Origin of the sequence: Enterobacter sp. JS8-1, from assembly GCF_049187015.1 — a bacterium.
GTDB lineage: Bacteria > Pseudomonadota > Gammaproteobacteria > Enterobacterales > Enterobacteriaceae > Enterobacter > Enterobacter mori.
Window position 1 is genome coordinate 1,802,895 of the sequence record NZ_CP185805.1, and the last position, 26,997, is coordinate 1,829,891.

The 26,997-nt window shown below is 55.5% G+C and carries 31 protein-coding genes; 17 read left to right on the forward strand and 14 right to left on the reverse strand.

Annotated elements, in window-relative coordinates:
• Positions 1–72 precede the first annotated feature (72 nt).
• Complete coding sequence (locus tag ACOQH0_RS08470; protein ID WP_218308031.1) at positions 73–999, reverse strand: Kdo(2)-lipid IV(A) acyltransferase; 927 nt, start codon at positions 997–999, stop codon at positions 73–75.
• A 219-nt stretch (positions 1,000–1,218) separates the two neighbouring features.
• Between ACOQH0_RS08470 and ACOQH0_RS08475 the strand changes: the two genes are divergently transcribed.
• On the forward strand, positions 1,219–2,268 hold the full coding sequence (locus tag ACOQH0_RS08475) for a rhodanese-related sulfurtransferase (protein WP_108418052.1): 1,050 nt from the start codon (positions 1,219–1,221) through the stop codon (positions 2,266–2,268).
• Between the two features lie 37 nt (positions 2,269–2,305).
• Here ACOQH0_RS08475 and ACOQH0_RS08480 read toward each other — a convergent pair whose 3' ends face one another.
• The 9 genes from ACOQH0_RS08480 to mdtH form a co-directional block, all read right to left on the reverse strand.
• Entirely contained in the window at positions 2,306–2,884 is a 579-nt protein-coding gene (locus ACOQH0_RS08480) for a YceI family protein (RefSeq protein WP_010429605.1), read from the reverse strand.
• A gap of 1 nt (position 2,885) precedes the next feature.
• Positions 2,886–3,452, reverse strand: a complete 567-nt coding sequence (locus ACOQH0_RS08485; RefSeq protein WP_421511996.1) for a cytochrome b — start codon at positions 3,450–3,452, stop codon at positions 2,886–2,888.
• A gap of 226 nt (positions 3,453–3,678) precedes the next feature.
• On the reverse strand, positions 3,679–3,792 hold the full coding sequence (locus ACOQH0_RS08490; RefSeq protein ID WP_010429609.1) for a DUF2770 family protein: 114 nt from the start codon (positions 3,790–3,792) through the stop codon (positions 3,679–3,681).
• A gap of 49 nt (positions 3,793–3,841) precedes the next feature.
• Positions 3,842–4,960 (reverse strand): N-methyl-L-tryptophan oxidase, encoded by a 1,119-nt coding sequence (gene solA, locus ACOQH0_RS08495; RefSeq protein WP_421511998.1) that lies wholly within the window; start codon positions 4,958–4,960, stop codon positions 3,842–3,844.
• A 116-nt stretch (positions 4,961–5,076) separates the two neighbouring features.
• Entirely contained in the window at positions 5,077–5,331 is a 255-nt protein-coding gene (bssS, locus tag ACOQH0_RS08500; protein ID WP_003858012.1) for a biofilm formation regulator BssS, read from the reverse strand.
• A 275-nt stretch (positions 5,332–5,606) separates the two neighbouring features.
• Positions 5,607–5,852, reverse strand: coding sequence for a DNA damage-inducible protein I (gene dinI / locus ACOQH0_RS08505; RefSeq protein ID WP_010429615.1), 246 nt, complete (start codon positions 5,850–5,852; stop codon positions 5,607–5,609).
• Positions 5,853–5,926: 74 nt separating this feature from the next.
• Positions 5,927–6,973 (reverse strand): dihydroorotase, encoded by a 1,047-nt coding sequence (gene pyrC / locus ACOQH0_RS08510; RefSeq protein WP_042718793.1) that lies wholly within the window; start codon positions 6,971–6,973, stop codon positions 5,927–5,929.
• Between the two features lie 127 nt (positions 6,974–7,100).
• Positions 7,101–7,661 (reverse strand): lipoprotein, encoded by a 561-nt coding sequence (locus tag ACOQH0_RS08515; protein ID WP_420985162.1) that lies wholly within the window; start codon positions 7,659–7,661, stop codon positions 7,101–7,103.
• Between the two features lie 124 nt (positions 7,662–7,785).
• Positions 7,786–8,994 carry a multidrug efflux MFS transporter MdtH gene (gene mdtH, locus ACOQH0_RS08520; protein WP_421511999.1) on the reverse strand — a complete coding sequence of 403 codons (1,209 nt, stop codon included), beginning with the start codon at positions 8,992–8,994 and terminating at the stop codon, positions 7,786–7,788.
• A 237-nt stretch (positions 8,995–9,231) separates the two neighbouring features.
• On the opposite strand from mdtH, the gene rimJ reads away from it, so the two are divergent.
• The 4 genes from rimJ (at position 9,232) to murJ (ending at position 13,067) form a co-directional block, all read left to right on the forward strand.
• On the forward strand, positions 9,232–9,816 hold the full coding sequence (gene rimJ / locus ACOQH0_RS08525) for a ribosomal protein S5-alanine N-acetyltransferase (RefSeq protein WP_010429626.1): 585 nt from the start codon (positions 9,232–9,234) through the stop codon (positions 9,814–9,816).
• Between the two features lie 9 nt (positions 9,817–9,825).
• Entirely contained in the window at positions 9,826–10,476 is a 651-nt protein-coding gene (locus tag ACOQH0_RS08530; RefSeq protein WP_421512001.1) for a YceH family protein, read from the forward strand.
• 2 nt (positions 10,477–10,478) lie between these two features.
• Positions 10,479–11,402 carry a Gfo/Idh/MocA family protein gene (locus tag ACOQH0_RS08535; RefSeq protein WP_174339342.1) on the forward strand — a complete coding sequence of 308 codons (924 nt, stop codon included), beginning with the start codon at positions 10,479–10,481 and terminating at the stop codon, positions 11,400–11,402.
• A gap of 129 nt (positions 11,403–11,531) precedes the next feature.
• Positions 11,532–13,067: a murein biosynthesis integral membrane protein MurJ gene (gene murJ, locus ACOQH0_RS08540; protein ID WP_089599868.1), complete on the forward strand. Its 1,536-nt coding sequence runs from the start codon at positions 11,532–11,534 to the stop codon at positions 13,065–13,067.
• Positions 13,068–13,126: 59 nt separating this feature from the next.
• On the opposite strand, the gene flgN is transcribed toward murJ, so the two are convergent.
• The 3 genes from flgN to flgA all read right to left on the reverse strand — a co-directional run bounded on the left by flgN (position 13,127) and on the right by flgA (position 14,603).
• Positions 13,127–13,552: a flagella biosynthesis chaperone FlgN gene (gene flgN, locus ACOQH0_RS08545; RefSeq protein WP_108418043.1), complete on the reverse strand. Its 426-nt coding sequence runs from the start codon at positions 13,550–13,552 to the stop codon at positions 13,127–13,129.
• A 4-nt stretch (positions 13,553–13,556) separates the two neighbouring features.
• Entirely contained in the window at positions 13,557–13,850 is a 294-nt protein-coding gene (gene flgM, locus ACOQH0_RS08550) for a flagellar biosynthesis anti-sigma factor FlgM (protein WP_010429637.1), read from the reverse strand.
• A gap of 93 nt (positions 13,851–13,943) precedes the next feature.
• Complete coding sequence (flgA, locus tag ACOQH0_RS08555; RefSeq protein ID WP_108418042.1) at positions 13,944–14,603, reverse strand: flagellar basal body P-ring formation chaperone FlgA; 660 nt, start codon at positions 14,601–14,603, stop codon at positions 13,944–13,946.
• Positions 14,604–14,760: 157 nt separating this feature from the next.
• Between flgA and flgB the strand changes: the two genes are divergently transcribed.
• The 11 genes from flgB to flgL all read left to right on the forward strand — a co-directional run bounded on the left by flgB (position 14,761) and on the right by flgL (position 24,658).
• Positions 14,761–15,177, forward strand: a complete 417-nt coding sequence (gene flgB / locus ACOQH0_RS08560) for a flagellar basal body rod protein FlgB (protein WP_010429643.1) — start codon at positions 14,761–14,763, stop codon at positions 15,175–15,177.
• 3 nt (positions 15,178–15,180) lie between these two features.
• Positions 15,181–15,585: a flagellar basal body rod protein FlgC gene (flgC, locus tag ACOQH0_RS08565; RefSeq protein ID WP_010429647.1), complete on the forward strand. Its 405-nt coding sequence runs from the start codon at positions 15,181–15,183 to the stop codon at positions 15,583–15,585.
• Positions 15,586–15,596: 11 nt separating this feature from the next.
• Positions 15,597–16,307: a flagellar hook assembly protein FlgD gene (flgD, locus tag ACOQH0_RS08570; RefSeq protein WP_100167049.1), complete on the forward strand. Its 711-nt coding sequence runs from the start codon at positions 15,597–15,599 to the stop codon at positions 16,305–16,307.
• Between the two features lie 26 nt (positions 16,308–16,333).
• Positions 16,334–17,584 (forward strand): flagellar hook protein FlgE, encoded by a 1,251-nt coding sequence (flgE, locus tag ACOQH0_RS08575; protein WP_420985168.1) that lies wholly within the window; start codon positions 16,334–16,336, stop codon positions 17,582–17,584.
• A 20-nt stretch (positions 17,585–17,604) separates the two neighbouring features.
• Entirely contained in the window at positions 17,605–18,360 is a 756-nt protein-coding gene (locus tag ACOQH0_RS08580; RefSeq protein ID WP_421512003.1) for a flagellar basal body rod protein FlgF, read from the forward strand.
• A gap of 11 nt (positions 18,361–18,371) precedes the next feature.
• Entirely contained in the window at positions 18,372–19,154 is a 783-nt protein-coding gene (flgG, locus tag ACOQH0_RS08585; protein ID WP_000625853.1) for a flagellar basal-body rod protein FlgG, read from the forward strand.
• Between the two features lie 57 nt (positions 19,155–19,211).
• Complete coding sequence (flgH, locus tag ACOQH0_RS08590) at positions 19,212–19,910, forward strand: flagellar basal body L-ring protein FlgH (protein ID WP_089599873.1); 699 nt, start codon at positions 19,212–19,214, stop codon at positions 19,908–19,910.
• Between the two features lie 12 nt (positions 19,911–19,922).
• Complete coding sequence (locus ACOQH0_RS08595) at positions 19,923–21,020, forward strand: flagellar basal body P-ring protein FlgI (protein ID WP_010429662.1); 1,098 nt, start codon at positions 19,923–19,925, stop codon at positions 21,018–21,020.
• Complete coding sequence (flgJ, locus tag ACOQH0_RS08600) at positions 21,020–21,973, forward strand: flagellar assembly peptidoglycan hydrolase FlgJ (RefSeq protein WP_010429665.1); 954 nt, start codon at positions 21,020–21,022, stop codon at positions 21,971–21,973. Before ACOQH0_RS08595 ends, flgJ begins: the two co-directional genes overlap by 1 nt.
• Positions 21,974–22,048: 75 nt before the next feature.
• Positions 22,049–23,689, forward strand: a complete 1,641-nt coding sequence (gene flgK, locus ACOQH0_RS08605; protein WP_010429667.1) for a flagellar hook-associated protein FlgK — start codon at positions 22,049–22,051, stop codon at positions 23,687–23,689.
• A 15-nt stretch (positions 23,690–23,704) separates the two neighbouring features.
• The gene (flgL, locus tag ACOQH0_RS08610) at positions 23,705–24,658 is read left to right on the forward strand and encodes a flagellar hook-associated protein FlgL (RefSeq protein ID WP_010429668.1); all 954 of its coding nucleotides are present in this window, start codon (positions 23,705–23,707) and stop codon (positions 24,656–24,658) included.
• Between the two features lie 76 nt (positions 24,659–24,734).
• Here flgL and ACOQH0_RS08615 read toward each other — a convergent pair whose 3' ends face one another.
• Entirely contained in the window at positions 24,735–25,949 is a 1,215-nt protein-coding gene (locus ACOQH0_RS08615) for an MFS transporter (protein WP_421512004.1), read from the reverse strand.
• 67 nt (positions 25,950–26,016) lie between these two features.
• On the opposite strand from ACOQH0_RS08615, the gene ACOQH0_RS08620 reads away from it, so the two are divergent.
• Entirely contained in the window at positions 26,017–26,994 is a 978-nt protein-coding gene (locus ACOQH0_RS08620; RefSeq protein WP_120158553.1) for a LysR family transcriptional regulator, read from the forward strand.
• Positions 26,995–26,997 lie beyond the last annotated feature (3 nt).

The following is a 26,997-nucleotide window of genomic DNA, read 5'->3' on the forward strand; positions in this document are numbered from 1 at the left end:
GGGTCAGGATTGCTGCAATGTGGGGGAGCTTTTAAAGCTAAAACAGCATGCGGCCCGGAGGCCGCATGACAATCAGTATCGGGAGGGAACGCCTTGCGGGCGCGTTTTAAAGCGGCGATGGAGCCACATGTACTGCTCTGGTGCCATCATGATGCATTTCTCCACAATATCGTTCATCCAGCGCGCGGTGGTTTCTGCGTCGTCCAGAGGAGGCGTGAGTTCTGGCTCAAGCATGATGAGCTGATAGCCTGAACCATCCGGCTTGCGGCGTGGGACAAAGGGAACAATGGCCGCTTTCGACATTCGGGCGAGCATCCAGGTCCCTGTGGTGGTCGCTGCTTCTTCGACGGCAAAAAACGGAACAAACACGCTGGATTGCGGGCCGTAATCGTGATCGGGGGCGTACCAGACCACCTCACCGGATTTGAGGGCGCGGATCATGCCCTTCAGATCCTTACGGTCAATCATGCTTTTGTTAGAGCGCATGCGGCCATTAGTCTGGATGAGATCGATGACCGGATTGTCATTCGGCCGATATACGCCAATACCAGGCGCCTGCATGCCAAACATACGCGCGCCGATTTCAAGCGTCAGGAAATGGACGCCAATCAACAGTACGCCGGTCTGATTAGCCTGCAATGTGTGCACGGGCTCCATACCTGTTCCGGCAACCTCCGTCCAGCGGGCCATTCTTTTGTCCGACCAGAACCATGCAATGCCTGTTTCCATCAGACCCATGCCAACGGATTCGAAATTTTTAACCACCATATCGTTACGCTCTGTCTCACTCATCTGCGGAAAACAGAGTTCGAGGTTGCGGTGAGCAATCCTGACGCGGCGTTTCATGAATTTCCGGGCAACGTGGCCGATCCCTTTACCGAGGCGGAAAATAACCGGGTAAGGAAGTTGTACGATAAGCCACAACAAGCCAATGCCAATCCAGGTCAACCAATAGCGGGGATGCAAAAGGGCGGCAGTAAATTTCGGTAACTGGGTCATGTCTGTCCTGTGTTCTTACGTCCTGAATGGCTATTCTCGCATTTTTTAGTACGTAGCCAAAATGTCTGTCATCGAAACGTGCACGAATCCAGCAATTGTTAATCCTGGTAAATCAGGTAGGCTGAAATGTAGCGTAAATTGTGTGGATGTAAATTAGCTTTGTTTGCTATATGATGCCGACCGATTTTAATTCTCTAACGAATGCAGGACTTGTACACCATGCCAGTGTTACACAACCGCGTATCGAATGAGATGTTGAAGGCGCGTATGTTGGCTGAAACCGAACCGCGCACGACCATCTCATTCTACAAATACTTCACTATCAACGATCCACAAGCGACCCGCGATGAACTCTATCAGGCATTGACTGCGCTCAATGTCTTCGGGCGCGTCTATCTGGCGCGTGAGGGCATCAATGCGCAGATCAGCGTGCCGGAAAGTCAGGTGAACGCCTTCCGTGATTTTCTTTACGGCTTCGATCCGGCGCTTAATGGCTTACGCCTGAACATTGCGCTGGATGATGACGGGAAATCGTTCTGGGTTCTGCGCATGAAAGTGCGTGAGCGTATCGTGGCTGACGGTATTGACGATCCCAGCTTTAATGCGGGTGACGTCGGGGAATACCTGAAGGCCGCTGAAGTGAACGCCATGCTTGACGATCCTGATGCGGTTTTTATCGATATGCGCAACCACTATGAGTATGAAGTGGGCCATTTCGAGAACGCGATGGAAATTCCGGCTGATACCTTCCGCGAGCAACTGCCAAAAGCGGTTGAGATGATGCAGGAACATAAAGACAAAAAGATCGTGATGTACTGCACCGGCGGGATCCGCTGTGAGAAAGCCAGTGCGTGGATGAAGCACAACGGTTTCAACAAGGTCTGGCACATCGAAGGCGGCATCATTGAGTATGCTCGCCGCGCGCGTGAGCAGGGTCTGCCGGTGCGCTTTATCGGCAAAAACTTTGTCTTTGACGAGCGCATGGGGGAGCGTATTTCTGACGACGTGATCGCCCACTGCCACCAGTGCGGAACGCCTTGCGATACGCACACCAACTGCAAAAACGACGGTTGCCACCTGCTGTTTATTCAGTGTCCAACCTGCGCTGAGAAATTTAACGGCTGCTGTAGTGAGCTGTGCAGCGAAGAGAGCGTGTTGCCGGAAGAAGAGCAGCGTCGCCGTCGCGCAGGTCGTGAAAACGGGAACAAGATTTTTAATAAATCCCGCGGACGTCTGAATACCAAACTGGGTATTCCCGACCCTGAGTAATGTTTTTGCCCGACGGAAAATACCGCCGGGCATTTTTTTATCCCTTCTGCTGAACGCCTTCCACGGAAATAATCAGTTCAACATCCTGAGATGCCGGGCCTAAATCCGTGGTGATGTTAAAGTCTTTCAGATGAATTTTACCTGCAGCTTCAAAGCCTGCACGTTTCCCGCCCCACGGATCATCACCCTGACCAAGCAATTTGGCATTGAGAGTGACGGGTTTCGTTACGCCATTAAGCGTCAGGTTGCCGGTAATATCCAGCTTATCACCGTCCTTTTTCACGCCGGTAGAGGCGAATGTCGCCTGCGGGAATTTCGATACGTTCAGAAATTCTGCACTGCGTAAATGTTTATCACGCTCGGCGTGGTTAGTATCCACGCTATTGGTATTAATGGTGACATTGACTTTATCCGCTGCCGGATTTTTCTCGTCAAAAGTAAAGGTGCCATCAAAATCGTTAAAGGTGCCATATAGCCAGCTATAGCCAAGATGCTGAATACGGAAATTGACGAAGGCATGTTGGCCCTCTTTATCAATTTTATAATCAGCCGCAACAGCAGAACCGGTGGTGAATAACAGTGAACCTAAGGCGATGCCCAGCAGGTGTTTTTTCATTTTATGCTCCAGAGTCAGAAGACGAACGGCCAAGCATGCGCTTCAGCGTGTCGTCTTTATCGATAACGTGATGTTTGAGGGCCGCGAGCCCGTGAAGGACAGAAAGAATAACCACGCTCCAGGCCAGCCACAGATGGACAACGCCTGCGGTATCCGCCTGGACGCCAGCATCGCTGAGCGTGGCGGGAACGTCAAAAAGACCAAAGACGCTGATCGGCTTGCCATCCGCTGTTGAAATAAGGTATCCGCTAATCAGAATGGCAAAAAGCAGGGCGTAGAGAGCAATATGGGCCGCGACAGCGCTCACGCGCGTGAATTTACCGTGGGTTTTCGGCGCGGTTGGCGGCGGGGAAATATGTCGCCAGACTACGCGAACAACCAGACCCATCATCAACAGGACACCTATGCTTTTATGCAGTTCCGGTGCCTGGTGATACCAGCCGTCATAATAGCTTAACGTGACCATCCAGAGTCCAAGCCCGAACATAGCATACACCGCAAGCGCGAATATCCAGTGCAAGCCTATGGATATTATTCCGTAGCGATGGGGGGTATTACGCAATTGCATAGGAGATACCACTCAAAATCATTCGAGCAATAAAAATGAACGGGAATAGAGGATATTGCAACTGAAATAAGTAGATAACGTTTTTAATTTAATTTATTTCAGCGTATTTGAAGGTGTTGCGTGGATGTATTTCAAAAGCTTCGAGCAATATATCTCAGGCGGAATCAGTGGATGCGTTAAAAAATAATTAACCTCAAGAAATGTCAATAAACGTAAGCGTTTCTTTTCAATAAAATACAATGTAAATAACATCAATGATTGCCAGCAGCGCCCACAACAACAGATAGAGCATAAAATGCTCGCGAATATTATTGACGAGTAAATCGACGATCCTGCGCATCATTTTTCCTCAGATAAAAGAGGCTCCGGAGACCGGAGCCTGGCGGGTATTATCCGTTAAAACGTGAGAGCGAGAAGGGCTGCAGATCAAATGGCGGCGTAATACCCTGCGCAAACTGCGCGGCAATTTCGCCAAGCACGGAGGCGAACTTGAAACCGTGGCCGCTGAGCCCGGTAATGATCAGCGTGTTGTCATGCCCCGGCAGGGTATCAATGATGAAATCTTCATCAGGCGTATTGTCATAGGTGCAGGCCGCGCCGTAGAGCAAGCCGCCAACGCCCGGCAGGATAGTGCGCAGGAACATGAACGCTTCTGAACCATCCTGAGGGTATGCGCCATAGGGTTTGCGCTCCTCAGGCGTGGAGATAATTTGTCCGCCGTTGTGTTTGCCAATCTTAAGCGCGTCTTTCTCTGACGGGAAGCCGTAGAACTGATCGCCGTTTGGTAACTCGCCGGTGAATGCCGGGAATTTATTCTGCGTGCTGTAACGCCCGTCTGACTGGAACCAGGAGAAGACTTTGCGCACGGGCTGAATGGGCAGATCCGGGAGCAGTTTTGTTACCCAGGTTCCGGCGCTAATTAGCAGCCGAGACGCAGAATAGTCACCGTCAGCGGTGGTGACGGTGACACCGTCAGCATGATGGGTAATGCCGCTTACGGGACAGTTGAACAATTGGGCACAGCCGGCTTTTGCCGCCAAATCAATCCAGGTCTTAATGGCCGCTTCACAATGCAGTACGCCCGAGTTGGCTTCAAACAGCCCGATGTAATCATCCGGAACGGCGATCTCCGGCCAGCGTTGCATAATGCCGCTCGCATCCAGACGTTCAACATCAAGATTAAATTCCTTCGCGCTCTGTTCCACGTTCGCAAGAAAGGCAGAACTGGCCGGGCCAAGGTTGATAATCCCCGTGCGGTCAAAAATGCGTTCTTCGGTCAGCGTTGCCAGTTCATCCCACAGTATCTGGGCACGTAAGACCAGCGGGACATAACGCTCTCCTTCACCATAGGCGTGGCGAATAAGACGGGTATCACCGTGATGGCTACCTTCCGCGTGCGGAGGAAGATGGGCATCAATCATCAGAACCTTCAGACCGGCCTGCGTTGCGTAATAACCGGCAGCAGAACCTACGGAACCGCTGCCAATAATGATTAAGTCGTATCTCATATGCATCTCGTTAACTCACGCTTTGTTAGCAGAGTAATTAACTATGCGGGCTGACACAAGGGAGAAATAAATAAGGCACCACGTGGGTGCCTGTTGAGTGAAAAATGGGCATTGTACTAATGCCGTTTATACTCATTTTCCTGATAGTCGCCAGATTCTATTTTTGCGATACCTGCTTCTAAAATAGAAATAAACTGACGGGCGACGTCTGTTGTAAGCCACAGCGTCTGTCCAACTTCCGCTTCGTCACGGTTGAGTTGATTTGGGGTCTGGTAGTGCAAACGCAGCATCAGCGCATCGTAGCTATCTACGGTACTGATATCCCAGCCGACAAGCGGGTGGGTCTGGATGACTTCACTATTCTTTTCCATTATAACCCCCTAAATGCGTGTTAGAAGACAACGGCTTTGAGGTTCAATGCATGTTTTTCTGAAAGCATCTTCAGTATACAAGTAATAAGGGTTCCGAAGAGAAAAATAAACAGCTGGCAACACATTTTTCTGCGTTTTAGGATTCTTCGAACAATAAAACACCGTCTTGTTCACGAATTTCTAAGAAGATGCTGAAATAATTTGAACTTATCCAGGATAAAAAAACAAAAAAAAGCCGGGGCGACCCGGCAAAACAAAACAATGAGGGAGCAAGGTTAATCTGTTATGAACCAGTCGTCGGCGCTTTCCCACGTTTCCTGCAGGATTTCGCGGATACGATCCTTGTCTTCTTTTGCACCGCCGATGACGGAGAGGTTGTTTGCGGCCGCGTAACGTACCGTTACGGCGCCATCATTTTCAGGAAAGGTGCTGTGAATACGACGGGATAACTCGCCCGCCAGCGCATCAAGTGCGCCAGCAGGCAGAACGGTTGTTTTGGCAATGGTGACTTCAATACGCATAAATGCCCCCTGTGTAATATACTGTTTATATATACAGGTATATTATGAGTTTGACAACAGGAGGCGTTGATTTTTTAACGTTTTACCGTCCAGTGTACAGTTTCACCGGCCAGGAACGGGATCAGCGTGTCATCCGTCAACGGAATCGCGTCGTCCACCTGGCTGGCTTTACGCTCCAGCTCGATGAAGCTCTCATTGACCGGCAGACCATAGAAGCGTGGGCCGTTGAGGGAGCAGAACGCTTCAAAATGTTCCAGCGCATTCATCTCTTCAAACACGGTTGCATAGCTCGCCAGCGCAGTCGGAGCGTTGAAGCAACCCGCGCAGCCGCAGCTGGCCTCTTTACGATGACGCGCGTGCGGGGCGGAGTCGGTACCCAGGAACGCGCGGGAGAAACCGCTCGCAACCAGTTCGCGCAGGGCTTGCTGGTGGATATTGCGTTTGAGGATCGGCAGGCAATAGAGGTGAGGGCGCACGCCGCCAACCAGCATGTGGTTACGGTTAAACATCAGGTGCTGAGGCGTGATGGTGGCGGCGATAAGATCGTTGCCATCGCGAACATATTCCGCGGCGTCTTTGGTGGTGATGTGTTCAAACACCACTTTGAGGGCAGGCAGACGCTGGCGCAGCGGTTCCATTACCGTTTCGATAAACCGGGCTTCACGGTCGAAGATATCAATCTCGGCGTGCGTCACTTCCCCGTGTACCAACAGCGGCATGCCCAGTTTTTGCATCCGTTCCAGAACGGGCATGATGGCATCAATGCTGGTCACACCGTGGCTGGAGTTGGTGGTGGCATTGGCCGGGTAGAGTTTCGCCGCGGTGAAGACGCCTTCGTTAAACCCACGTTCCACTTCGTTCGGGTCGAGTGAATCTGTCAGGTAACAGGTCATCAGCGGGGTGAAATCATGCCCCGCCGGAACGGCGTCAAGAATACGCTGGCGGTAAGCCATTGCGGCATCGACGGTCGTGACTGGCGGAACCAGGTTAGGCATAACAATCGCGCGGCCATAAATTTCGCTGGTGTATGGCACGACGGTTTTCAGCATATCGCCATCGCGCAGATGGATATGCCAGTCGTCAGGGCGGCGGATTTTTAGAACCTGGGGTTGTGCAGTCATGGAAGCTCCGGCTTGTCAGGAATCAGTCATAAGGATGGCTGTTTTTGCCGGACACAAATCATAAGCGGAAACGTTTTCGTTTGCACACTTTTCTGCGAAAAAAAAGGGCGCTTCCGCGCCCTTCAGGTTAATCGGTGAAAGGAATAATGATTTCTCCCGGTTTCACCTCTATCCCTTTTGCATACTTTTTCGCGAGCGCTTCACCCTTGCTCTTGTCTTCGCTCAAGACATAGGCGGGTTGCTGGTTGAAGTAATTACGCAGCGACTGATTCAGATAAGGCATCAGAGTTTGCAGTACCGGCTTCATTTTGTCCGGCGTGACGACCGCATCGACGATCTCCATTTCCTGCAGGAAAATGGCCCCTTTCTCTTTGTTGAAGACCGGCAGCGCCTTGAGCTTCAGCTTAATATCGGCTTTCTGGTTGCCGAATAATGAGGTCATATCCAGCGTGGCGTCACCGGAAAGGGTGACTTTGTTCGGCTCTTCACGACCAATCTGGCTGGCGAGATTGCTGAGGACGATATGGGCATCGGCAAGGCCCGGGACGCCGATGTCTTTGGCAAAGTTATTATGTTTTTCCAGCGCCTGATTAATTTCCTGCTCACTGACGGTGTACTGCGTAAGCTGGTTACAGCCTGCCAGCAGGCCACTCACAATTAACGCAGCGGCAATGACAATCTTCTTCATAGTGTTCCTCAACGAAAAATCGGCGCATCTGTCCTGATACGCCAGTATGTCAGTGTGAATAAGGAGAAACCAGCAGAAAAAACTGAGAATTGAGGCGGGATAGGATGCCCGCCAGAAAGAAGAACTAGGCGCCGGGTTCGAGCATGCCGCTCGCGCTGCGCTTCTGGCTGAATTGCCACCACAGGGCCAGCAGGGTCATAAAGCCTACCACGCCGAGCATCATCCACGGCAGTTCCGGCTGGTTCAGCGCTTTACCCGCGTCGAACAGCCAGCCGCCTCCGGCATAGCCCAGCGCGCCGCCAAGGGCGAGCCCAAGTCGACTGAACCCCATATAGCTGCCACGCGCGCGTGCATCGGCCAGTGAGGCACTCAGCGTCTCACGCGCGGGTTCGGCAATGATCGAGCCGATGTAGAAGGTGCAAATCAGCATGAACAGCTGCTGCAGTGAATTCACGAGCCCGATGGGCATCATGCTCAGCGTCATCAGCAGAAGCCCTGCCATCAGGCGATGCTCCAGACGAAAGCGGCGCTCGCTCCAGCGGGCTATCGGGTAGAGGAGCGTCAGTGACAGGCAGGCCTCAATGGCATACATCCACTTCACGGCGGCAGGGGTTCCTGCAATGTCGTTAACCATGATCGGCAGCATCAGCATGACCTGCACCGTCAGCATGTAGTACCCCGTCAGGGTGAGCACATAGGTGACAAAGCGTTTGTCGCGCAAAACGCGGCCCAGGCCTTCTCGCACCGGTGCTTTCACCGTCGACAGTTTCCACGCGGGCAGGAACAGGCCATTGAACAAGGCGCAGAGAATAAACAGCACCGCACCAGTCGCACAGACCAGACGGAAATCATACTGCAGGAGCCAGCTGCCCAGCAGTGCGCCAATCACCGCGCCAGCGCTATCCTGCATCATCAGAATCGAGAAGAAGCGTCCACGGTGCTGCGGGCGGATCAGCTTCACCACCAGCGCGGTACGCGGCGGATCGAACAGGGTGCCGCCAATCCCGGAGAGGAAGCAGGAGAACCACAGCAGCCAGGGCTCGTGGGCGATTGCCATCGTGGCAAAGCCTGCCGCGCGTAACAGCATGCCGGTAACGATCATCGGTTTAGCGCCGAAGCGGTCAGCAATGGCCCCACCAAAGACGCCCAGACCCTGCTGGACAAACTGGCGCAACCCCAGTGCAATGCCAACCATTAATGCCGCCCAGCCCATCTGATCGACAAAGCGGATCGAAATAAGCGGAAAAACGACAAAAAAGCCGAGCACGACCAGCATGTTATCGACGAGCAGGAAATATTTACCCAGGCTCCTGGCCTGTGATACGCGGGACATTTTCCCTCCAGGGAAAATAAGAAGGTGAGCACGCTAACATTCTGCGGTGTCGCCGCGTTTTTTCCCACCCCCGGGCGTGACAATATTTTTTTATCAAAAGGGTGCTTTGATAGAGAGTTCTCATCGAAAAATGTGAAAAGAGGTCAAAATGGTATGTCACTGTTTTCACAGACGGCGCAGGCGCAGGTATAGTAAAGCTAATCGGTAGAACAGAAGTGACGGGAAGGAGTGGTATCGATGTTTGGCTATCGCAGCAATGTGCCAAAAGTGCGTCTGACAACGGACAGGCTCGTCGTTCGTCTGGTGCATGAGCGTGATGCCTGGCGTCTGGCGGATTATTACGCCGAGAATCGCCAGTTTTTAAAGCCCTGGGAACCCGTTCGGGATGAGAGCCATTGTTACCCCTCCGGCTGGCAGGCGCGTCTCAGTATGATCGCGGAATTTCACAAACAGGGCAGCGCATTTTATTTCGCGCTGCTGGATCCGGAAGAAAAAGAGATTATCGGCATCGCCAATTTTTCTAACGTGGTGCGCGGATCGTTCCATGCCTGTTATCTCGGCTACTCCATCGGTCAGAAATGGCAGGGGCAGGGGCTGATGTTTGAGGCGTTAACGGCGGCGATCCGCTACATGCAACGCACGCAACATATCCACCGTATTATGGCGAACTACATGCCGCATAATCAGCGCAGCGGGGATTTGCTGGCGCGCTTAGGCTTTGAGAAAGAGGGCTACGCCAAAGACTATCTGCTTATCGATGGCGAATGGCGCGATCATGTCCTCACCGCATTAACCACCCCGGACTGGACTGCAGGTCGTTAAGGAGAAAAGATGAAATATCAGTTAAGCGGTGCAGAAGCGCGCGTTGTCGGCAGCCTGCTGGAAAAACAGGTCACCACGCCGGAACAGTATCCGCTTTCGGTCAACGCCGTGACGATGGCCTGCAACCAAAAAACCAACCGTGAGCCGGTGATGAACCTCAGCGAGCATGATGTTCAGGACGTGCTGGATGCGCTGGTCAAACGCCACTACCTGCGCACCGTCAGCGGCTTCGGTAACCGCGTCACGAAGTATGAACAGCGCTTTTGTAACTCCGAATTTGGCGACCTGAAGCTGAGCAGCGCGGAAGTGGCGGTCATCACCACGCTGTTGCTGCGGGGGGCACAGACGCCAGGGGAACTGCGGACGCGCGCTTCCCGTATGCATGAGTTCAACGATATGCAGGAGGTCGAACAGACGCTTGAAGGTCTGGCGGCTCGTGAGGATGGCCCTTACGTGGTGTGTCTGGCGCGCGAGCCGGGAAAACGCGAAAGCCGCTATATGCATCTGTTCAGTGGTGATGTTGACGCCGCAAGCGCGGCGGCTGAATCGGATCGCCCTGAAAACAATGACAGCCTTGCCGCGCGCGTAGAGGCCCTGGAAGAAGAGGTCGCCGGGCTAAAACAGCGTCTGGATGCGTTGCTGGCACATCTGGGAGACTAACAGTGAAAAAATTACGCATTGGCGTGGTCGGTCTGGGCGGTATCGCGCAGAAAGCCTGGCTACCGGTTTTGGGCGCAGCATCTGACTGGACGCTGCAGGGGGCCTGGTCGCCCACGCGCGAGAAGGCCGAACGCATCTGTGAAACCTGGCGCATTCCGTATGCCAGCTCGCTTCAGGCATTAGCCCGCGAGTGCGATGCGGTATTTGTGCATACCTCAACGGCAACGCACTATCAGGTGGTGAGCGAACTGCTCAACGCGGGTGTCCACGTCTGCGTGGATAAGCCACTGGCAGAAAATGTTCAGGATGCCGAACGGCTGATTGAGCTTGCCGCGCGCAAAAAGCTGACGCTGATGGTGGGCTTCAACCGCCGCTTCGCACCGCTTTATCAGCAGCTTAAGGCGCAGTCGGGCACGCTTGCCTCGCTGCGGATGGATAAGCACCGCACCGACAGCGTCGGGCCGAACGATCTGCGCTTCACCCTGCTGGATGATTATCTTCACGTTGTGGATACGGCGTTATGGCTGACGGACGGCAATGCACAGCTGAAAAGCGGCACTCTGCTGACAAACGATCAGGGGCAGATGGTCTATGCGGAACACCACTTTGCCGTTGAGCATCTTCAGGTGACCACCAGCATGCACCGTCGGGCCGGTAGCCAGCGTGAATCCGTGCAGGCGGTGACCGACGGCGCGCTGGTCGACATTACGGACATGCGTGAGTGGCGAGAAGAGAAGGGCAACGGCGTGGTGACGCTGCCCGTTCCCGGCTGGCAGAGCACGCTGGAGCAGCGCGGTTTTGTCGGGTGTGCTCGTCACTTTATCACCTGCGTACAAAATCAGACGGTTCCTGAAACCTCCGGCGAGCAGGCGATTCTGGCGCAGCGCATTGTAGAAAGGCTCTGGCGCGACGCCATGAGTGAATAACTCGCTGTAACATCTGCGGATAGTAATTCGTTGAAATCCGGTTAGACTAAGCGCCGCTTGTTGGCTTTGCCGGGTGGCGCTTACGCTTACCCGGTCTACAAATCCGTATGGTTCTGGAAATTCACGTTAATGAACTTATTAAAATCGCTGGCGGCCGTCAGCTCGATGACCATGTTTTCCCGCGTGCTCGGCTTTGCGCGCGACGCCATTGTGGCAAGGGTATTTGGTGCAGGGATGGCCACGGACGCCTTTTTCGTCGCGTTCAAATTGCCGAACTTATTACGCCGTATTTTTGCGGAAGGCGCATTTTCCCAGGCCTTCGTGCCGATTCTCGCAGAATATAAAAGCAAGCAGGGCGAGGACGCGACCCGCGTTTTTGTCTCTTACGTTTCAGGGCTACTGACCCTGGCACTGGCGGTGGTGACCGTCATCGGGATGCTGGCCGCGCCCTGGGTGATTATGGTGACGGCACCGGGCTTTGCGGATACGGCGGATAAATTTGCCCTGACCTCGCAGCTTCTGCGCATTACCTTCCCCTATATTCTGCTGATCTCGCTGGCCTCGCTGGTGGGGGCGATACTCAATACCTGGAACCGCTTCTCCGTCCCGGCGTTTGCGCCGACGTTTCTTAACGTCAGCATGATCGGCTTTGCGCTGTTTGCCGCGCCGCATTTCAATCCGCCGGTGCTGGCGCTGGCCTGGGCCGTGACCGTGGGCGGCGTGCTGCAGCTTGCTTACCAGCTGCCGCACCTGAAGAAGATCGGCATGCTGGTCCTGCCGCGTATCAACCTTAAAGATGCCGGTGCGATGCGGGTTATTAAGCAGATGGGGCCCGCGATCCTCGGGGTTTCCGTCAGCCAGATCTCACTCATCATCAACACCATTTTTGCCTCTTTCCTGGTGTCTGGTTCGGTCTCATGGATGTACTACGCTGACCGTCTGATGGAGTTTCCATCCGGCGTGCTGGGCGTGGCGCTGGGGACCATCCTGCTGCCGTCGCTCTCCAAAAGCTTTGCCAGCGGCAACCACGATGAGTATTGCCGCCTGATGGACTGGGGGCTGCGTCTCTGCTTTCTGCTGGCGCTGCCTAGCGCGGTGGCGCTGGGGATTCTGGCGAAACCGCTGACGGTGTCGCTGTTCCAGTACGGTAAATTTACCGCCCATGACGCCGCCATGACCCAGCAGGCGCTTATTGCCTATTCGGTAGGGTTGATGGGGCTAATTGTCGTGAAGGTGCTGGCACCGGGGTTCTATTCACGCCAGGACATCAAAACGCCGGTGAAAATCGCCATTGTGACGCTGATTATGACCCAGCTGATGAACCTGGCGTTTATTGGTCCGCTGAGACACGCCGGGCTGGCGCTGTCGATTGGTCTGGCGGCCTGCCTGAATGCCGGGCTACTGTACTGGCAGCTGCGTAAGCAGGATATTTTCACGCCGCAGCCGGGCTGGTCGCGTTTTCTTGTGCGTCTGGTGATCGCGGTGCTGGTGATGTCGGCGGCATTGCTGGGCATGCTGTATGTCATGCCGGACTGGTCAGCGGGCACCATGCCATTCCGCCTGATGCGCCTGATGGCCGTTGTGGTGGTCGGCGTGGTGGCATACTTCGCCACGCTCGCGGTGTTGGGATTCAAGGTGAAAGAGTTCACCCGCCGTACGGCATAAACGCCAAAAGGGGAGTTCACCTTATGGTGCTCCCCACAGCCTGATTTGCCGCTAAGGCGTCAAATCGAAATCTTTTTCCCGCCCGTAATGCGTGCCGTGGCCGTCTGACCATCCGCACCATATAGCCCCGGCTCTTTATGGGGCTTTAATACTTCCAGAGCCTGCTGATTACGCACCATCTGTCCCTCAAGTAACCAACCGTTATGCTGGTTGAGATCGCGCAGATGCTGGGTTTTTTCCGTAATCGTTTGCCAACGTTCGACAATTTCATCGTTGGCGCTGCGCTTCTGATCCTGTTCAGCGCGTCGCTGCTGCTCAAGGTAATCCAGCGTCGCCAGAAGCGAACTTTTGTCTTCAGTAATGCGTTGCAACGCGCTGCCGTTGATTTGACCCGAAGACAGGTGTTGTTGTTCAGCATCCATTACCGTTTTCAGGTCGTTCAGGACAACCGTCATCTGATCCAGTATTTCTGACAGTCGACTCATACGGTTATTTACTCTGTAAGAAACTCTGCGCTTCCTCGATCAGCGCGTCAGCGATTTTGCTGGTATCCATTTTCAGCTCGCCGTTACGAATGGCCGTTTTCAGCGCTTCAACACGTTCCATGTTGATATCGCTGCTGCCCGGCTGCATCAGTTTGGACTGCGCGTCGCTCAGGGTCACGCTGGTGCTGTTAGCCGTAGACGGTTTTTCCAGACGCGTTTTCTGCGCGGGAGCGTCATTCGTTTCGCGAGGTTGTACAGTGCTAACCGGCTTCAGGGCTGATGTACGATCAATGCTCATAGTGTTGTCCTCATCGAGGGTTCGCGGCGTTTGCGCCTGACATCATCATTAGTTGAATATTTATCGGCAGGCACCGCGAAATCTTTAAAAAGATTATAGGTTAATCAGAATATTCCCATCAGAATCGACGGTTCCGCTAACCACCTGGCCTGAAGACATTCTGACCCGGGCATTTTGCGCCACGGCGGCATTGTTTAATGCCTTACCTTCACTGTTGATACTAAAGCCGTCTCCGTTGGCGACCACCATCACCTGCTGACCCGCTTTCACCCGCCACGCTTTACGCAGCATGGAGAGCTGAATGGCCTGGCCTGGTGCCATATCGCGCAGGCTGACCGCGTCCTGTGCCTGGTTTATGTCCAGCATCGTTCGCGGCGGAAGCTGATCCAGTCGACCGCGTTTAAGCGTCACGCTGCTGGCCTGCAGTACGCTGCCGCGGGCAATGGGCGCGGCGGCAACAACATAATTGCCCGTCGCCTGAACCGCAACCTGTAAATAGCGTTTTTCGTTGGCGCAGCGCGCCAGCACGTTCACGTTACCCCACAGCTTTGTCGTGCCGGTCACGGTGAATGAGGGCTGTTCGCAGGTGGGATAGAGATTAGGCGGCGTGCGAACGGTGACGCTGACTTCATCACTAAAGCCCGCCAGCTGCTGTGCAAAAAAAGTCGTCAACTGAGCCTGTAAGTTTTCAGCCTGTGCCAGAGGGCTTAAAAGCAATAAGGTTGCCGCCAGGCCTCGTTTTATCGTCCGCATTGCACATCCCACCGTTTCCAGAATTGAGAGGATTCTACCCGCAGTGGTTTTACATCAACGCAATAAATAGCGACGCATTTTGCGCTTATTCCGTCGATAGGGGAGACGGGGTGAGATTTAAGCTGTGAACTGAAATTTTGCCATCAGCGGAGGAGACATGCTCGATAAACTCGACGCCGCGTTACGTTTTCAGCAGGAAGCGCTCAATTTACGCGCCCAGCGGCAGGAGATTTTAGCCGCCAATATTGCCAACGCCGATACCCCGGGGTATCAGGCGCGCGATATTGATTTTTCCAGTGAACTTAAAAAAGTGATGGAGCGTGGACGTGCCGAAGGAACGGGTGTCGCACTTGCACTGACATCCTCACGCCATATTCCTGCTCAGGCGATGACCGCGCCCACGACCGATTTACTTTATCGCATTCCCGACCAGCCATCGCTTGACGGCAACACCGTCGACATGGACCGGGAGCGTACGCAGTTTGCCGATAACAGCCTGCAGTACCAGACGGGTCTGACCCTACTCGGCGGACAAATTAAAGGCATGATGACCGTCCTGCAAGGGGGCAACTAATCCATGGCTTTGCTGAATATTTTTGATATCGCCGGTTCGGCGTTAACGGCACAGTCCAAGCGTCTGAACGTTGCCGCCAGTAACCTCGCTAACGCCGACAGCGTAACCGGTCCTGACGGACAGCCCTATAAAGCAAAACAGGTGGTCTTTCAGGTCGATGCTGCACCGGGTGCGGCAACAGGCGGCGTGAAAGTCTCTGACGTGGTGGAGAGCCAGGCACCTGACAAGCTGGTGTATGAACCGGGCAACCCGCTCGCCGATGCCAGTGGTTACGTGAAGATGCCTAACGTGGATGTGGTCGGTGAGATGGTGAACTCGATGTCCGCCTCGCGCAGCTATCAGGCAAACGTCGAAGTGCTCAACACCGTGAAGAGCATGATGCTCAAAACACTCACGCTCGGCCAGTAAAGGAGACACGCATGTCCATTGCCGTCAGTATGAATGACCCAACGAATACGGGGGTCAGCAGTGCCAGCACGACCTCCGGTTCCAGCTCCCTGACCGGAAGCAGTGCTAACGATCTGCAAAGCAGCTTCTTAACGCTGCTGGTGGCGCAGCTGAAGAACCAGGATCCTACCAACCCGATGCAGAACAATGAACTGACCACGCAGCTTGCGCAGATCAGTACAGTGAGCGGCATTGAGAAACTGAATACCACGCTCGGCTCCGTCTCCGGTCAAATCGACAACAGCCAGTCTTTGCAGGCAGCCAACCTGATTGGTCATGGGGTGATGATCCCGGGGACCACCATTCTGGCGGGCACCAGCACCACCGATGGCACCTCAACCACCACCACCACGCCGTTTGGCGTTGAGCTGCAGCAGGCGGCTGACAAAGTGACCGCGACGATCACCGACTCGACCGGTGCCGTGGTACGCACCATCGACATCGGTGAGTTGAAAGCAGGTGTGCATACCTTCACCTGGGATGGCAGCCTGACCGACGGCACCAAAGCACCAAACGGTTCCTATAAGGTGGCGATCAGCGCCAGCAGCGGAACCACCCAGCTGGTTGCGCAGCCGCTGCAGTTTGCACTGGTTCAGGGCGTCATCAAAAGTAGCGATGGCAACAAACTGGATTTGGGTACCTCTGGTACCACCACACTCGACGAAGTTCGGCAGATTATCTAAGCCTTTACACTTATCAGGAGTAAGTCATGGCCTTTTCTCAAGCGGTCAGCGGCCTGAATGCTGCGGCCACCAACCTGGACGTCATTGGCAACAACATCGCCAACTCCGCGACCTATGGTTTTAAATCCGGTTCGGCCTCGTTTGCCGATATGTTTGCAGGCTCTAAAGTCGGCCTGGGCGTTAAAGTCGCGGGTATCACTCAGGACTTTACCGACGGTACAACCACCAATACCGGTCGTGGTCTGGACGTTGCTATCAGCCAGAACGGTTTCTTCCGTATGGTGGATTCCAACGGCTCTGTGTTCTACAGCCGTAACGGCCAGTTTAAGCTCGACGAAAACCGTACCCTGGTCAACATGCAGGGGATGCAGTTGACCGGCTATCCGGTTGCAGGTACGCCACCAACGGTGCAGACCGGTGCGAACCCACAGGCTATTACCATCCCTAACACCCTGATGGCCGCGAAGGCGACCACAACGGCAACCCAGCAGATCAACCTGAACTCCACGGATGATGCGCAGACTGCCGCGTTCGATGCGACTAACCCGGATACCTACAACAAAAAAGGGACCGTGACCGTATTCGATACCCAGGGTAACGCCCACAACATGTATGTCTACTACGTCAAAACAGCAGACAACAAATGGGATCTGTACACCCAGGACGGTAGCGTTGCCGGCTCTCCAGCAACCAAAGCCGCTCAAATGAGTTTCGACAGCAACGGTAACCTGGCGGGCGTGTACAACTACAACGCGGCTGGCGTGCTGAGCGCGACGCCAAACGCCACGCCATCAATAGAAATTACCACCGGTTCTATCAGCGGGGCAGATGCAGCGCAGTTCAACCTGAACTTCCAGAACTCCATGCAGCAGAATACCGGTGCCAACAACGTTGTCGGGACTACCCAGAACGGCTACAAGCCGGGCGATCTGGTGAGCTATCAGATTAACGACGACGGTACCGTTGTGGGTAACTACTCCAACGAACAGACGCAGGTTCTGGGGCAGATCGTGCTGGCAAACTTCGCTAACAACGAAGGCCTGAAATCTGAAGGCGACAACGTATGGTCTGCAAGCCAGTCCTCCGGCGTTGCGCTGCTCGGCACGGCGGGTACCGGTAACTTTGGTACGCTGACCAACGGCGCGCTGGAAGCCTCTAACGTGGACCTGAGTAAAGAGCTGGTGAACATGATTGTCGCGCAACGTAACTACCAGTCGAATGCGCAGACCATCAAAACGCAGGATCAGATCCTCAACACGCTGGTTAACCTGCGTTAAGCGGCTAACAGGAACGCGCAATGGATCACGCAATATATACAGCGATGGGCGCGGCAAGCCAGACGCTCAATCAGCAGGCCGTTACCGCCAGCAACCTGGCAAACGCCTCCACGCCGGGCTTTCGCGCGCAGCTTAATGCGCTGCGTGCGGTGCCGGTCGAAGGGCTTTCATTACCCACGCGTACGCTGGTGACGGCATCCACTCCCGGTGCCGATATGACGCCGGGCCAGATGGATTACACCTCGCGTCCGCTGGACGTTGCCCTTCAGCAGGACGGCTGGCTGGCGGTGCAAACGGCAGACGGCGGCGAAGGCTATACCCGTAACGGTAATATCCAGGTGAGCGCAACCGGGCAGTTGACCATTCAGGGTCATCCGGTGATGGGCGAAGCCGGTCCGCTCACGGTACCGGAAGGCTCAGAGCTGACCATCGCGGCAGATGGCACCATCTCGGCGTTAAACCCGGGCGATCCCGCCAATACCGTTGCGCCCGTCGGGCGTCTGAAGCTGGTTAAAGCGGAAGGCAAAGAGGTGCAGCGCGGCGATGACGGCATGTTCCGTCTGACCCAAGTGGCACAGGCCACCCGTGGCGCTACGCTCCAGGCTGACCCGAGCATTCGCGTGATGTCCGGCGTGCTGGAAGGCAGTAACGTCAAGCCGGTTGAAGCCATGACCGACATGATCGCCAGCGCCCGCCGTTTTGAAATGCAGATGAAAATTATCAGCAGCGTGGATGAAAACGCGAGCAAGGCTAACCAACTTCTGGCTATGAGTTAACAGGACTCCTTATGATCAGTTCTTTATGGATCGCGAAAACAGGCCTGGACGCGCAGCAAACCAACATGGATGTGATTGCCAACAACCTGGCAAACGTCAGCACCAATGGTTTCAAGCGTCAGCGTGCGGTTTTCGAAGATTTGCTTTATCAAACCATTCGCCAGCCGGGTGCTCAGTCTTCTGAGCAAACGACGCTGCCGTCCGGTCTGCAGATTGGTACCGGCGTGCGTCCGGTAGCGACCGAGCGTCTGCACAGCCAGGGCAACCTGTCTCAGACCAACAACAGTAAAGATGTCGCCATCAAAGGGCAGGGTTTCTTCCAGGTGCAGCTGCCTGACGGTACCTCAGCCTACACCCGTGACGGCTCATTCCAGGTGGATCAAAACGGCCAACTGGTGACGGCGGGCGGTTTCCAGGTTCAGCCTGCAATCACCATTCCGGCGAATGCCCTGAGCATCACCATCGGGCGCGACGGTATCGTGAGCGTCACCCAGCAGGGTCAGGCCGCGCCCGTTCAGGTTGGACAGCTCAACCTGACCACCTTCATGAACGATACCGGTCTGGAAAGCATTGGTGAGAACCTCTACACCGAAACCCAGTCCTCCGGTACGCCAAATGAGAGCACGCCGGGGCTGAACGGCGCGGGTCTGCTGTATCAGGGTTATGTTGAAACCTCGAACGTTAACGTGGCGGAAGAACTGGTGAATATGATCCAGGTTCAGCGCGCGTATGAAATTAACAGTAAAGCAGTGTCGACGACCGACCAGATGCTGCAGAAACTGACGCAACTCTAAGGTGCAGTCCGGTGCGGTCAACGCCGCACCGGCTCCCTGTTTTCGAAGATGAAGGCAATGCAAAAAAACGCGGCGTTTCGTTATCCGATACTGACTGTTCTGGCCGTCACCCTCAGCGGGTGTGCCTGGATCCCGTCTAAACCATTGGTCGAGGGTGCGACTACCGCCCAGCCCGTTCCCGGCCCCGCGCCCGTGGTGAACGGCTCCATTTTCCAGACCGCACAGCCAATTAACTACGGCTATCAGCCGCTGTTTGAAGATCGTCGCCCGCGTAACATCGGCGATACGCTGACCATTGTGCTGCAGGAAAACGTCAGTGCGAGCAAGAGCTCGTCGGCGAACGCCAGCCGCGATGGCAAAACCAATTTTGGCTTCGACACCGTTCCACGCTATCTGCAGGGCCTGTTCGGCAATGCGCGTGCGGATGTTGAGGCGTCTGGCGGCAATACCTTTAACGGTAAAGGTGGTGCGAACGCCAGCAACACCTTCAGCGGTACGCTGACGGTGACGGTTGACCAGGTGCTGGTTAACGGCAATTTACACGTTGTGGGTGAAAAACAGATCGCCATTAACCAGGGCACTGAGTTCATTCGCTTCTCCGGTGTGGTTAACCCTCGCACCATCAGCGGCACCAACACCGTACCGTCCACCCAGGTGGCGGATGCGCGCATTGAATACGTCGGTAACGGCTATATCAATGAAGCGCAAAATATGGGCTGGCTGCAGCGTTTCTTCCTTAACTTATCGCCGATGTAAGCGAGGTGACCCATGTTTAAAACGATCTTCGCCGTGGCGCTGGCGCTGGTGGCAACCTTCGCTCAGGCTGACCGTATTCGCGACCTGACCAGCGTTCAGGGCGTGCGCGAGAACTCGCTGATTGGCTATGGCCTGGTGGTGGGGCTGGACGGTACGGGTGACCAGACCACCCAAACGCCATTCACCACCCAGACCCTGAATAACATGCTTTCGCAGCTTGGTATTACCGTCCCTGCGGGGACCAACATGCAGCTGAAAAACGTGGCGGCGGTGATGGTGACCGCGTCCTATCCGGCGTTTGCGCGTCAGGGGCAGACCATCGACGTAGTGGTCTCCTCCATGGGTAACGCCAAAAGCCTGCGCGGCGGCACGCTGTTGATGACGCCGCTTAAGGGCGTCGACAGCCAGGTCTATGCCCTGGCGCAGGGTAACATTCTGGTTGGCGGTGCGGGTGCCTCTGCGGGCGGGAGCAGCGTGCAGGTGAACCAGCTGAACGGTGGGCGTATCACTAACGGGGCCATCATCGAGCGCGAGCTGCCGACCCAGTTTGGCGCAGGAAATACCATCAACCTGCAGCTTAATAATGAAGACTTCACGATGGCGCAGCAAATTGCCGACACCATCAACCGCAGCCGCGGCTACGGGAGCGCCACGGCGCTGGACGCGCGTACCGTGCAGATCCGGACCTCTTCGGGTAACAGTAACCAAGTGCGTATGCTGGCGGATATCCAGAATATGGAAGTGAACGTGCCGGTGCAGGATGCCAAAGTCATCATCAACTCACGCACCGGGTCAGTGGTGATGAACCGCGAGGTGTCGCTGGACAGCTGTGCCGTGGCGCAGGGTAACCTCTCCGTGACGGTGAACCGCTCTGCCAACGTCAGCCAGCCGGACACGCCATTTGGTGGCGGTCAGACGGTGGTGACACCGCAAACGCAGATTGATTTGCGCCAGAGCGGCGGCTCGCTGCAAAGCGTGCGTTCCAGCGCGAACCTGAACAGCGTGGTGCGTGCCCTGAATGCGCTGGGCGCGACGCCGATGGATCTGATGTCGATTCTGCAATCGATGCAAAGTGCAGGCTGCCTGCGCGCCAAACTGGAAATCATCTAATGCTGACCGATAGCAAACTGCTGACCGGTGCCGCCTGGGATGCCCAGTCGCTGAACGAACTCAAAACCAAAGCAGGCAAAGACCCGGCGGCGAATATCCGCCCGGTCGCCCGCCAGGTGGAAGGGATGTTCGTGCAGATGATGTTGAAAAGCATGCGTGAGACCCTGCCGAAAGACGGGATGTTCAGCAGCGATTCCACGCGGCTTTACACCAGCATGTATGACCAGCAGATTGCACAGCAGATGACCGCCGGGAAAGGACTCGGACTGGCTGACATGATTGTCAAACAGACCGCTGCCGCACAGGGTATTCAGCCTGAGGATCAGCCGCAGCAGGTGCCGATGAAGTTCGACATCGAAACGGTGACCAGTTATCAGAACCAGGCGCTGACGCAGATGGTGCGTAAGGCCATGCCGAAGCCCGCAGAGACGCGCGACGAGCCGCTCTCCGGCGACAGTAAGGACTTCCTGGCGCAGCTTTCTCTGCCTGCGCGACTGGCCAGCGAGCAGAGCGGGGTACCGCATCACCTGATCCTGGCCCAGGCGGCGCTGGAGTCGGGCTGGGGCCAGCGTCAAATCCGTAAGGAAAACGGCGATCCGAGCTTCAACATCTTTGGCGTGAAAGCCACCTCCAGCTGGAAGGGGCCGACAACCGAGATCACCACCACCGAATACGAAAACGGCGCGGCAGTGAAGGTTAAAGCCAAATTCCGCGTTTACAGCTCCTACCTTGAAGCATTGTCAGATTACGTCGGCCTGTTAAGCCGAAACCCGCGTTATACCGCCGTGACGCAGGCATCGACGCCGGAGCAGGGCGCGCAGGCATTGCAGAATGCGGGATACGCTACCGATCCGAACTATGCGCGCAAGCTCACCAGCATGATCCAGCAGCTGAAATCGATGGGTGAGAAGGTGAGTAAAGCCTATAGCACCGATATTGAAAATCTGTTCTGAAAGTTCTCAAGTCCCGGTGGAGGCTGCCGATAACCTTCATCAGGACTCGTGTCTGAAAGTATAAAAGGAACCCCCATGTCCAGTTTGATTAACAGCGCCATGAGTGGCCTCAGTGCGGCACAGGCGGCACTTAATACCGTAAGTAATAATATTTCAAGCTATAACGTGGCAGGTTACACCCGCCAGAACACCATTCTGGGCGCGGCTAACAGCACGCTGACCGGCGGTGGCTGGGTGGGGAACGGGGTTTATGTCTCCGGCGTGCAGCGTGAGTATGACGCCTTCATTACCAACCAGCTGCGCGCCGCACAGACGCAGAGCAGCGGGCTGACAACGCGCTATCAGCAGATGTCAAAGATTGACGACGTGCTCTCCGATACCACCAACTCGCTTTCGACCACGCTGCAGGATTTCTTCAAGAGCCTGCAAACGCTGGTGAGTAACGCCGAAGACCCGGCTGCGCGCCAGACGGTGATCGGCAAAGCGGATGGCCTGGTAAACCAGTTTAAAACCAACGATCAGTATCTTCGCGATCAGGATGCGCAGGTTAACACCGCGATCACCACCAGCGTGGATCAGATCAATAACTACGCGAAGCAGATAGCCAACCTTAACGATCAGATTTCCCGTCTGACCGGCGTAGGCGCGGGCGCATCGCCGAACGAACTGCTCGATCAGCGCGATCAGCTGGTGAGCGAACTGAATAAGATTGTGGGTGTGGACGTGACCGTGCAGGACAGCGGTACGTACAATATCTCCATCGCGAACGGTTACACCCTGGTGCAGGGCAGTACTGCCAGCCAGCTGGCTGCGGTGAAATCCAGTGCTGACCCGTCGCGCACCACGATTGCCTACGTGGATGCAGCGTCTGGAAACGTTGAGATCCCGGAAAAGCAGATCACCACAGGGTCACTGGGTGGGCTGTTGACCTTCCGTTCTGAAGATCTGGATAAGGCGCGTAACACCCTTAACCAGATGGCGCTGGCGTTTGCCGACGCGATGAACACACAGCATGAAGCCGGGTTCGACGCAAATGGCGACGCAGGCGGCAAGCTGTTCGACTTCGGTTCACCTTCCGTACTGAGTAACAGCAAAAACACCGGCAGCGCGTCGGTCACGGCGAGCGTAACGGACAGCTCTGCGGTGCAGGCGACGAACTATAAAGTTGAGTACAACGGGACCAACTGGACGGTCACGCGTCTGTCTGACAAAACCAGCTTTACGGCCACGCCGGACGGCAGCGGTAACCTGTCGTTTGATGGTCTGAACGTGAACATCACCGGTGCGGCCAACCAGAAAGACAGCTTCATCGTGAAACCGGTGAATGACGTCATTATGAATATGGACGTCGCGATTAGCGATGAATCCAAACTGGCGATGGCCTCCGCCAGCGACAGCGGCGATAGCGACAATACCAACGGCCAAAAACTGTTGGATCTGCAGAGCGCGAAGCTGGTGGGGAATAACAAAACCTTCAACGATGCCTATGCTTCACTGGTCAGTACGGTGGGGAGCACCACGGCATCGCTGAAAACCAGCAGCGCCACGAAAGACAACGTGGTAACGCAGCTGACCAAACAGCAGCAGTCGATTTCCGGGGTTAACCTGGATGAAGAATACGGCAACCTGCAGCGCTATCAGCAGTACTACCTGGCGAATGCGCAGGTTCTGCAAACGGCGAGCACGCTGTTTGATGCGTTGATCAACATTCGCTAAGGCCGGGGTTAAAAAATGCGTATTAGTACTCAAATGATGTATGAGCAGAGCATGCGCGGAGTGACGAACTCCCAGAGTCTCTGGCTGGGCTATGGCGAGCAGATGTCAACCGGCAAGCGCGTAAACCGTCCTTCCGATGACCCGATTGCGGCTTCTCAGGCCGTTGTGCTCTCCCAGGCGCAGACGCAGAACAGCCAGTATGCGCTGGCGCGTTCTTTCGCCACGACCAAGGTGTCGCTGGAAGAGAACGTGCTGAAAGAGGTGACGAATGCGATTATCACCGCGCAGGAAAAAGTGGTTAACGCCGGTAACGGAACCCTCAGCGATGATGACCGACAGTCGCTTGCCACCAACCTGCAGGGGATCCGCGATCAGCTGATGAACCTGGCAAACAGCACCGACGGTAATGGACGCTATATTTTTGCGGGTTACAAAACGGAAGCGGCGGCCTTCGACGAGACGACCGGCACCTATAACGGCGGCTCTACGCCAATCAGCCAGCAGGTTGACGCCGCGCGTACCATGCAAATCAGCCACACGGGCAGTGAAGTTTTCGATACCTTCACCAGTAACGCCAAACCGGAGCCGGACGGCAGCGCGCCGGAAACCAACCTGTTTAAGATCCTGGATACCGCTATCGCTGCGCTGAATACGCCGGTTGAAGGCGACCAGACTAAAGCTGATGCGTTTACGGCGGCGATGGATAAAACCAACCGCGGCCTGAGCAACTCGCTGAACAACGTGCTGACCGTGCGTGCAGACCTGGGGATCAAACTGGACGAGCTGGGCAAACTGGATTCGCTGGGCGATGACCGTGCTTTGGGCCAAACGCAGCAGATGAGCGACCTGGTCGATGTGGACTGGAACTCGGTGATCTCTTCTTACTCCATGCAGCAAGCGGCTCTGCAGGCCTCCTATAAGGCGTTTAGCGATATGCAGGGGATGTCCCTGTTCCAGATGAATAAATAACGTCTTGACCTCTTAGAACATGTCTTGAAACTGGGCATGTTTTGACTGCCCAGTCCGTATGGACCGGGCATTTTTTTTACACGGTTTCAGCCTGAGCGGATGTTACCCGGGCGTTTTCAATCAGTCTGATGACCAGGGCAATAATGCCGCACAGGGTTGCCAGCGCCACCACGCCAGACCAGCCGGCCATCGTATAAATCTTACTGCCCAGTGCCGAGCCTAACGCCATTCCGATAAACACCACCGTAAAGAGCAGGGCATTCAGGCGACCGCGTGCCTGCGGTTCAAGGCTGTAGACCAGATTCTGGTGAGCCACCAGGCTTGACTGCAGGCCAAGGTCAAAACCGACGGCCGAGACGGCAATCAGGATCAACTGTCCATGGACGCCGAGGGCGGGCATCAGGAACATTAGCGCAAACGAGACGGTGACGAGCGCGGCACCCAGTTGCGTCACTTTTCCTGCACCCAGTTTATCCGCCAGCCCGCCTGCCAGCGGCGCGGCTAATGCACCGGCGGCACCTGCGATACCAAACCCGCCCGCCACGGCGCTGCCGAGGTGGTAGCGTTCCAGCAGCATCACGGCCAGCGTTGACCAGAATGCGCTAAAGGCAATCGACAGAAAACCCTGAGCCAGCGCCGCGCGACGCAGTGCCGGGTAACGACGCCACAGGTGTTCCATGGAACGCATCAGCGCGGGATAGCTCAGCGTGGAGTGAATAGCAAAACGTGGGAGTACGGTCCACATCACCGCGCCGACAAAGGCAATGCTTGCAGCAGCCAACTGATACATCACCCGCCAGCCAAAGGCTTCACCGACCACGCCGCTGACGGTTCTCGACAACAATATGCCCAGCAGCAGACCTGTCATGACGGTGCCCACGGTTTTCCCCTGCTTGCCTTCAGGGGCGAGGATAGCAGCAGCGGGAACGATATCCTGTGCCATGGTGGCGGCCATGCCAATCAGCAGGCTTGCCAGCAGCAGCGAAGGGAGTTGCCCGGTGAGACTACAGCCCAGAAGAAACAGCGCCAGGGCGGCACTTTTAATCAGAATCAGCGTCCTGCGGTCATGACGATCGCCAAGCGGCAGCAGGAAGAGGATGCCAAGCGCGTAGCCAGCCTGGGTCAGCGTCGGAACCAGGCCCATTCCTTCAATGCTCAAATGAAGGTCAGCACCCATCAGCGGCAGCAAAGGCTGTGCGTAGTAAATGGATGCCACGCTGAAACCAGCACCCAGAGCCAGCATTAATATCACCCAGCGGCTCACGGCATGGGAGGCAGTTGTTGTGTTCATAAGACGTTCCTCAGTCATAGTGTGAGGCTATTTTTTATCACTACGCCTTGCGGCGGTAGAGGGGCCGATGGTAAAACGCTTATACGTTAAGCGTATGACAGAGGAAAGTATGAAGCGAGTTGAACGTATAGACAGGGTAGAACTGATGCGAACTTTTGTTCGCATCGTGGAAACCGGCTCGCTCTCGGCAGCGGCAAGGCAGCTTTCGACGACTCAGGCCACGGTAAGCCGACGTTTGCAGTCTCTGGAAACCTTGCTGGGGGCTCGCCTGCTGCTGCGAACCACCCATGCCACCAGGCTCACTGACGACGGTGAACGCTGCTATCAGCATGCCCGGCGGGTGATTGATAGCTGGCTGGCGCTGGAAGATGAAGTCGGGCAGGCGGAGGATGAACCGGTTGGGGTATTGCGGGTGCGGGCACCGCACGCCTTTGGTCAGGAACAGCTCCTGAAACCGTTGACGGAATTTTTGCAGCGTTATCCTCAGCTTTCCGTTGAGTGGATGTTGAACGATAAGTCGGTGGATTTCCTCAGCGACAATATTGATTGTGCGATCCGCGTGGGTGCCGAGGTCGATCCCGCCACGGTTTCCGTACAGCTGGCAGAGGTACCGCGCTCCATCGTCGCCTCTCCTGCGCTGCTGGCACGCTTCCCAAAGGTTAGCAAGCCAGAGGATTTGCAGGCGCTGCCCTGGATTGCCATCAGCACCTTCTACCAGCGACACGTTGAATTGTTTGATGGTGCAGCGCAGCCGACACGCATTGCCATTACGCCGCGTCTGAGCACGGACAGCCTGTACGTGGCGCGAAATACGGCCCTGACCGGGCTGGGGGTGGCGCTGGTATCAAGCTGGACGGTGAAAGAGGATATTCAGGAAGGGCGCTTAATCCCTCTTCTGCCCGAGTGGCAACCCACGGCGCTGCCCGTCCATCTGGTTTATCCGTGGTCGCGATACTATCCGGCGCGCTTGCGACGTTTTCTTGAGATGATGAAGCAGGTGATGCCGGGTATAGCCGGAATGAGAAAGCCAGCAAATGCGCAATAAAAA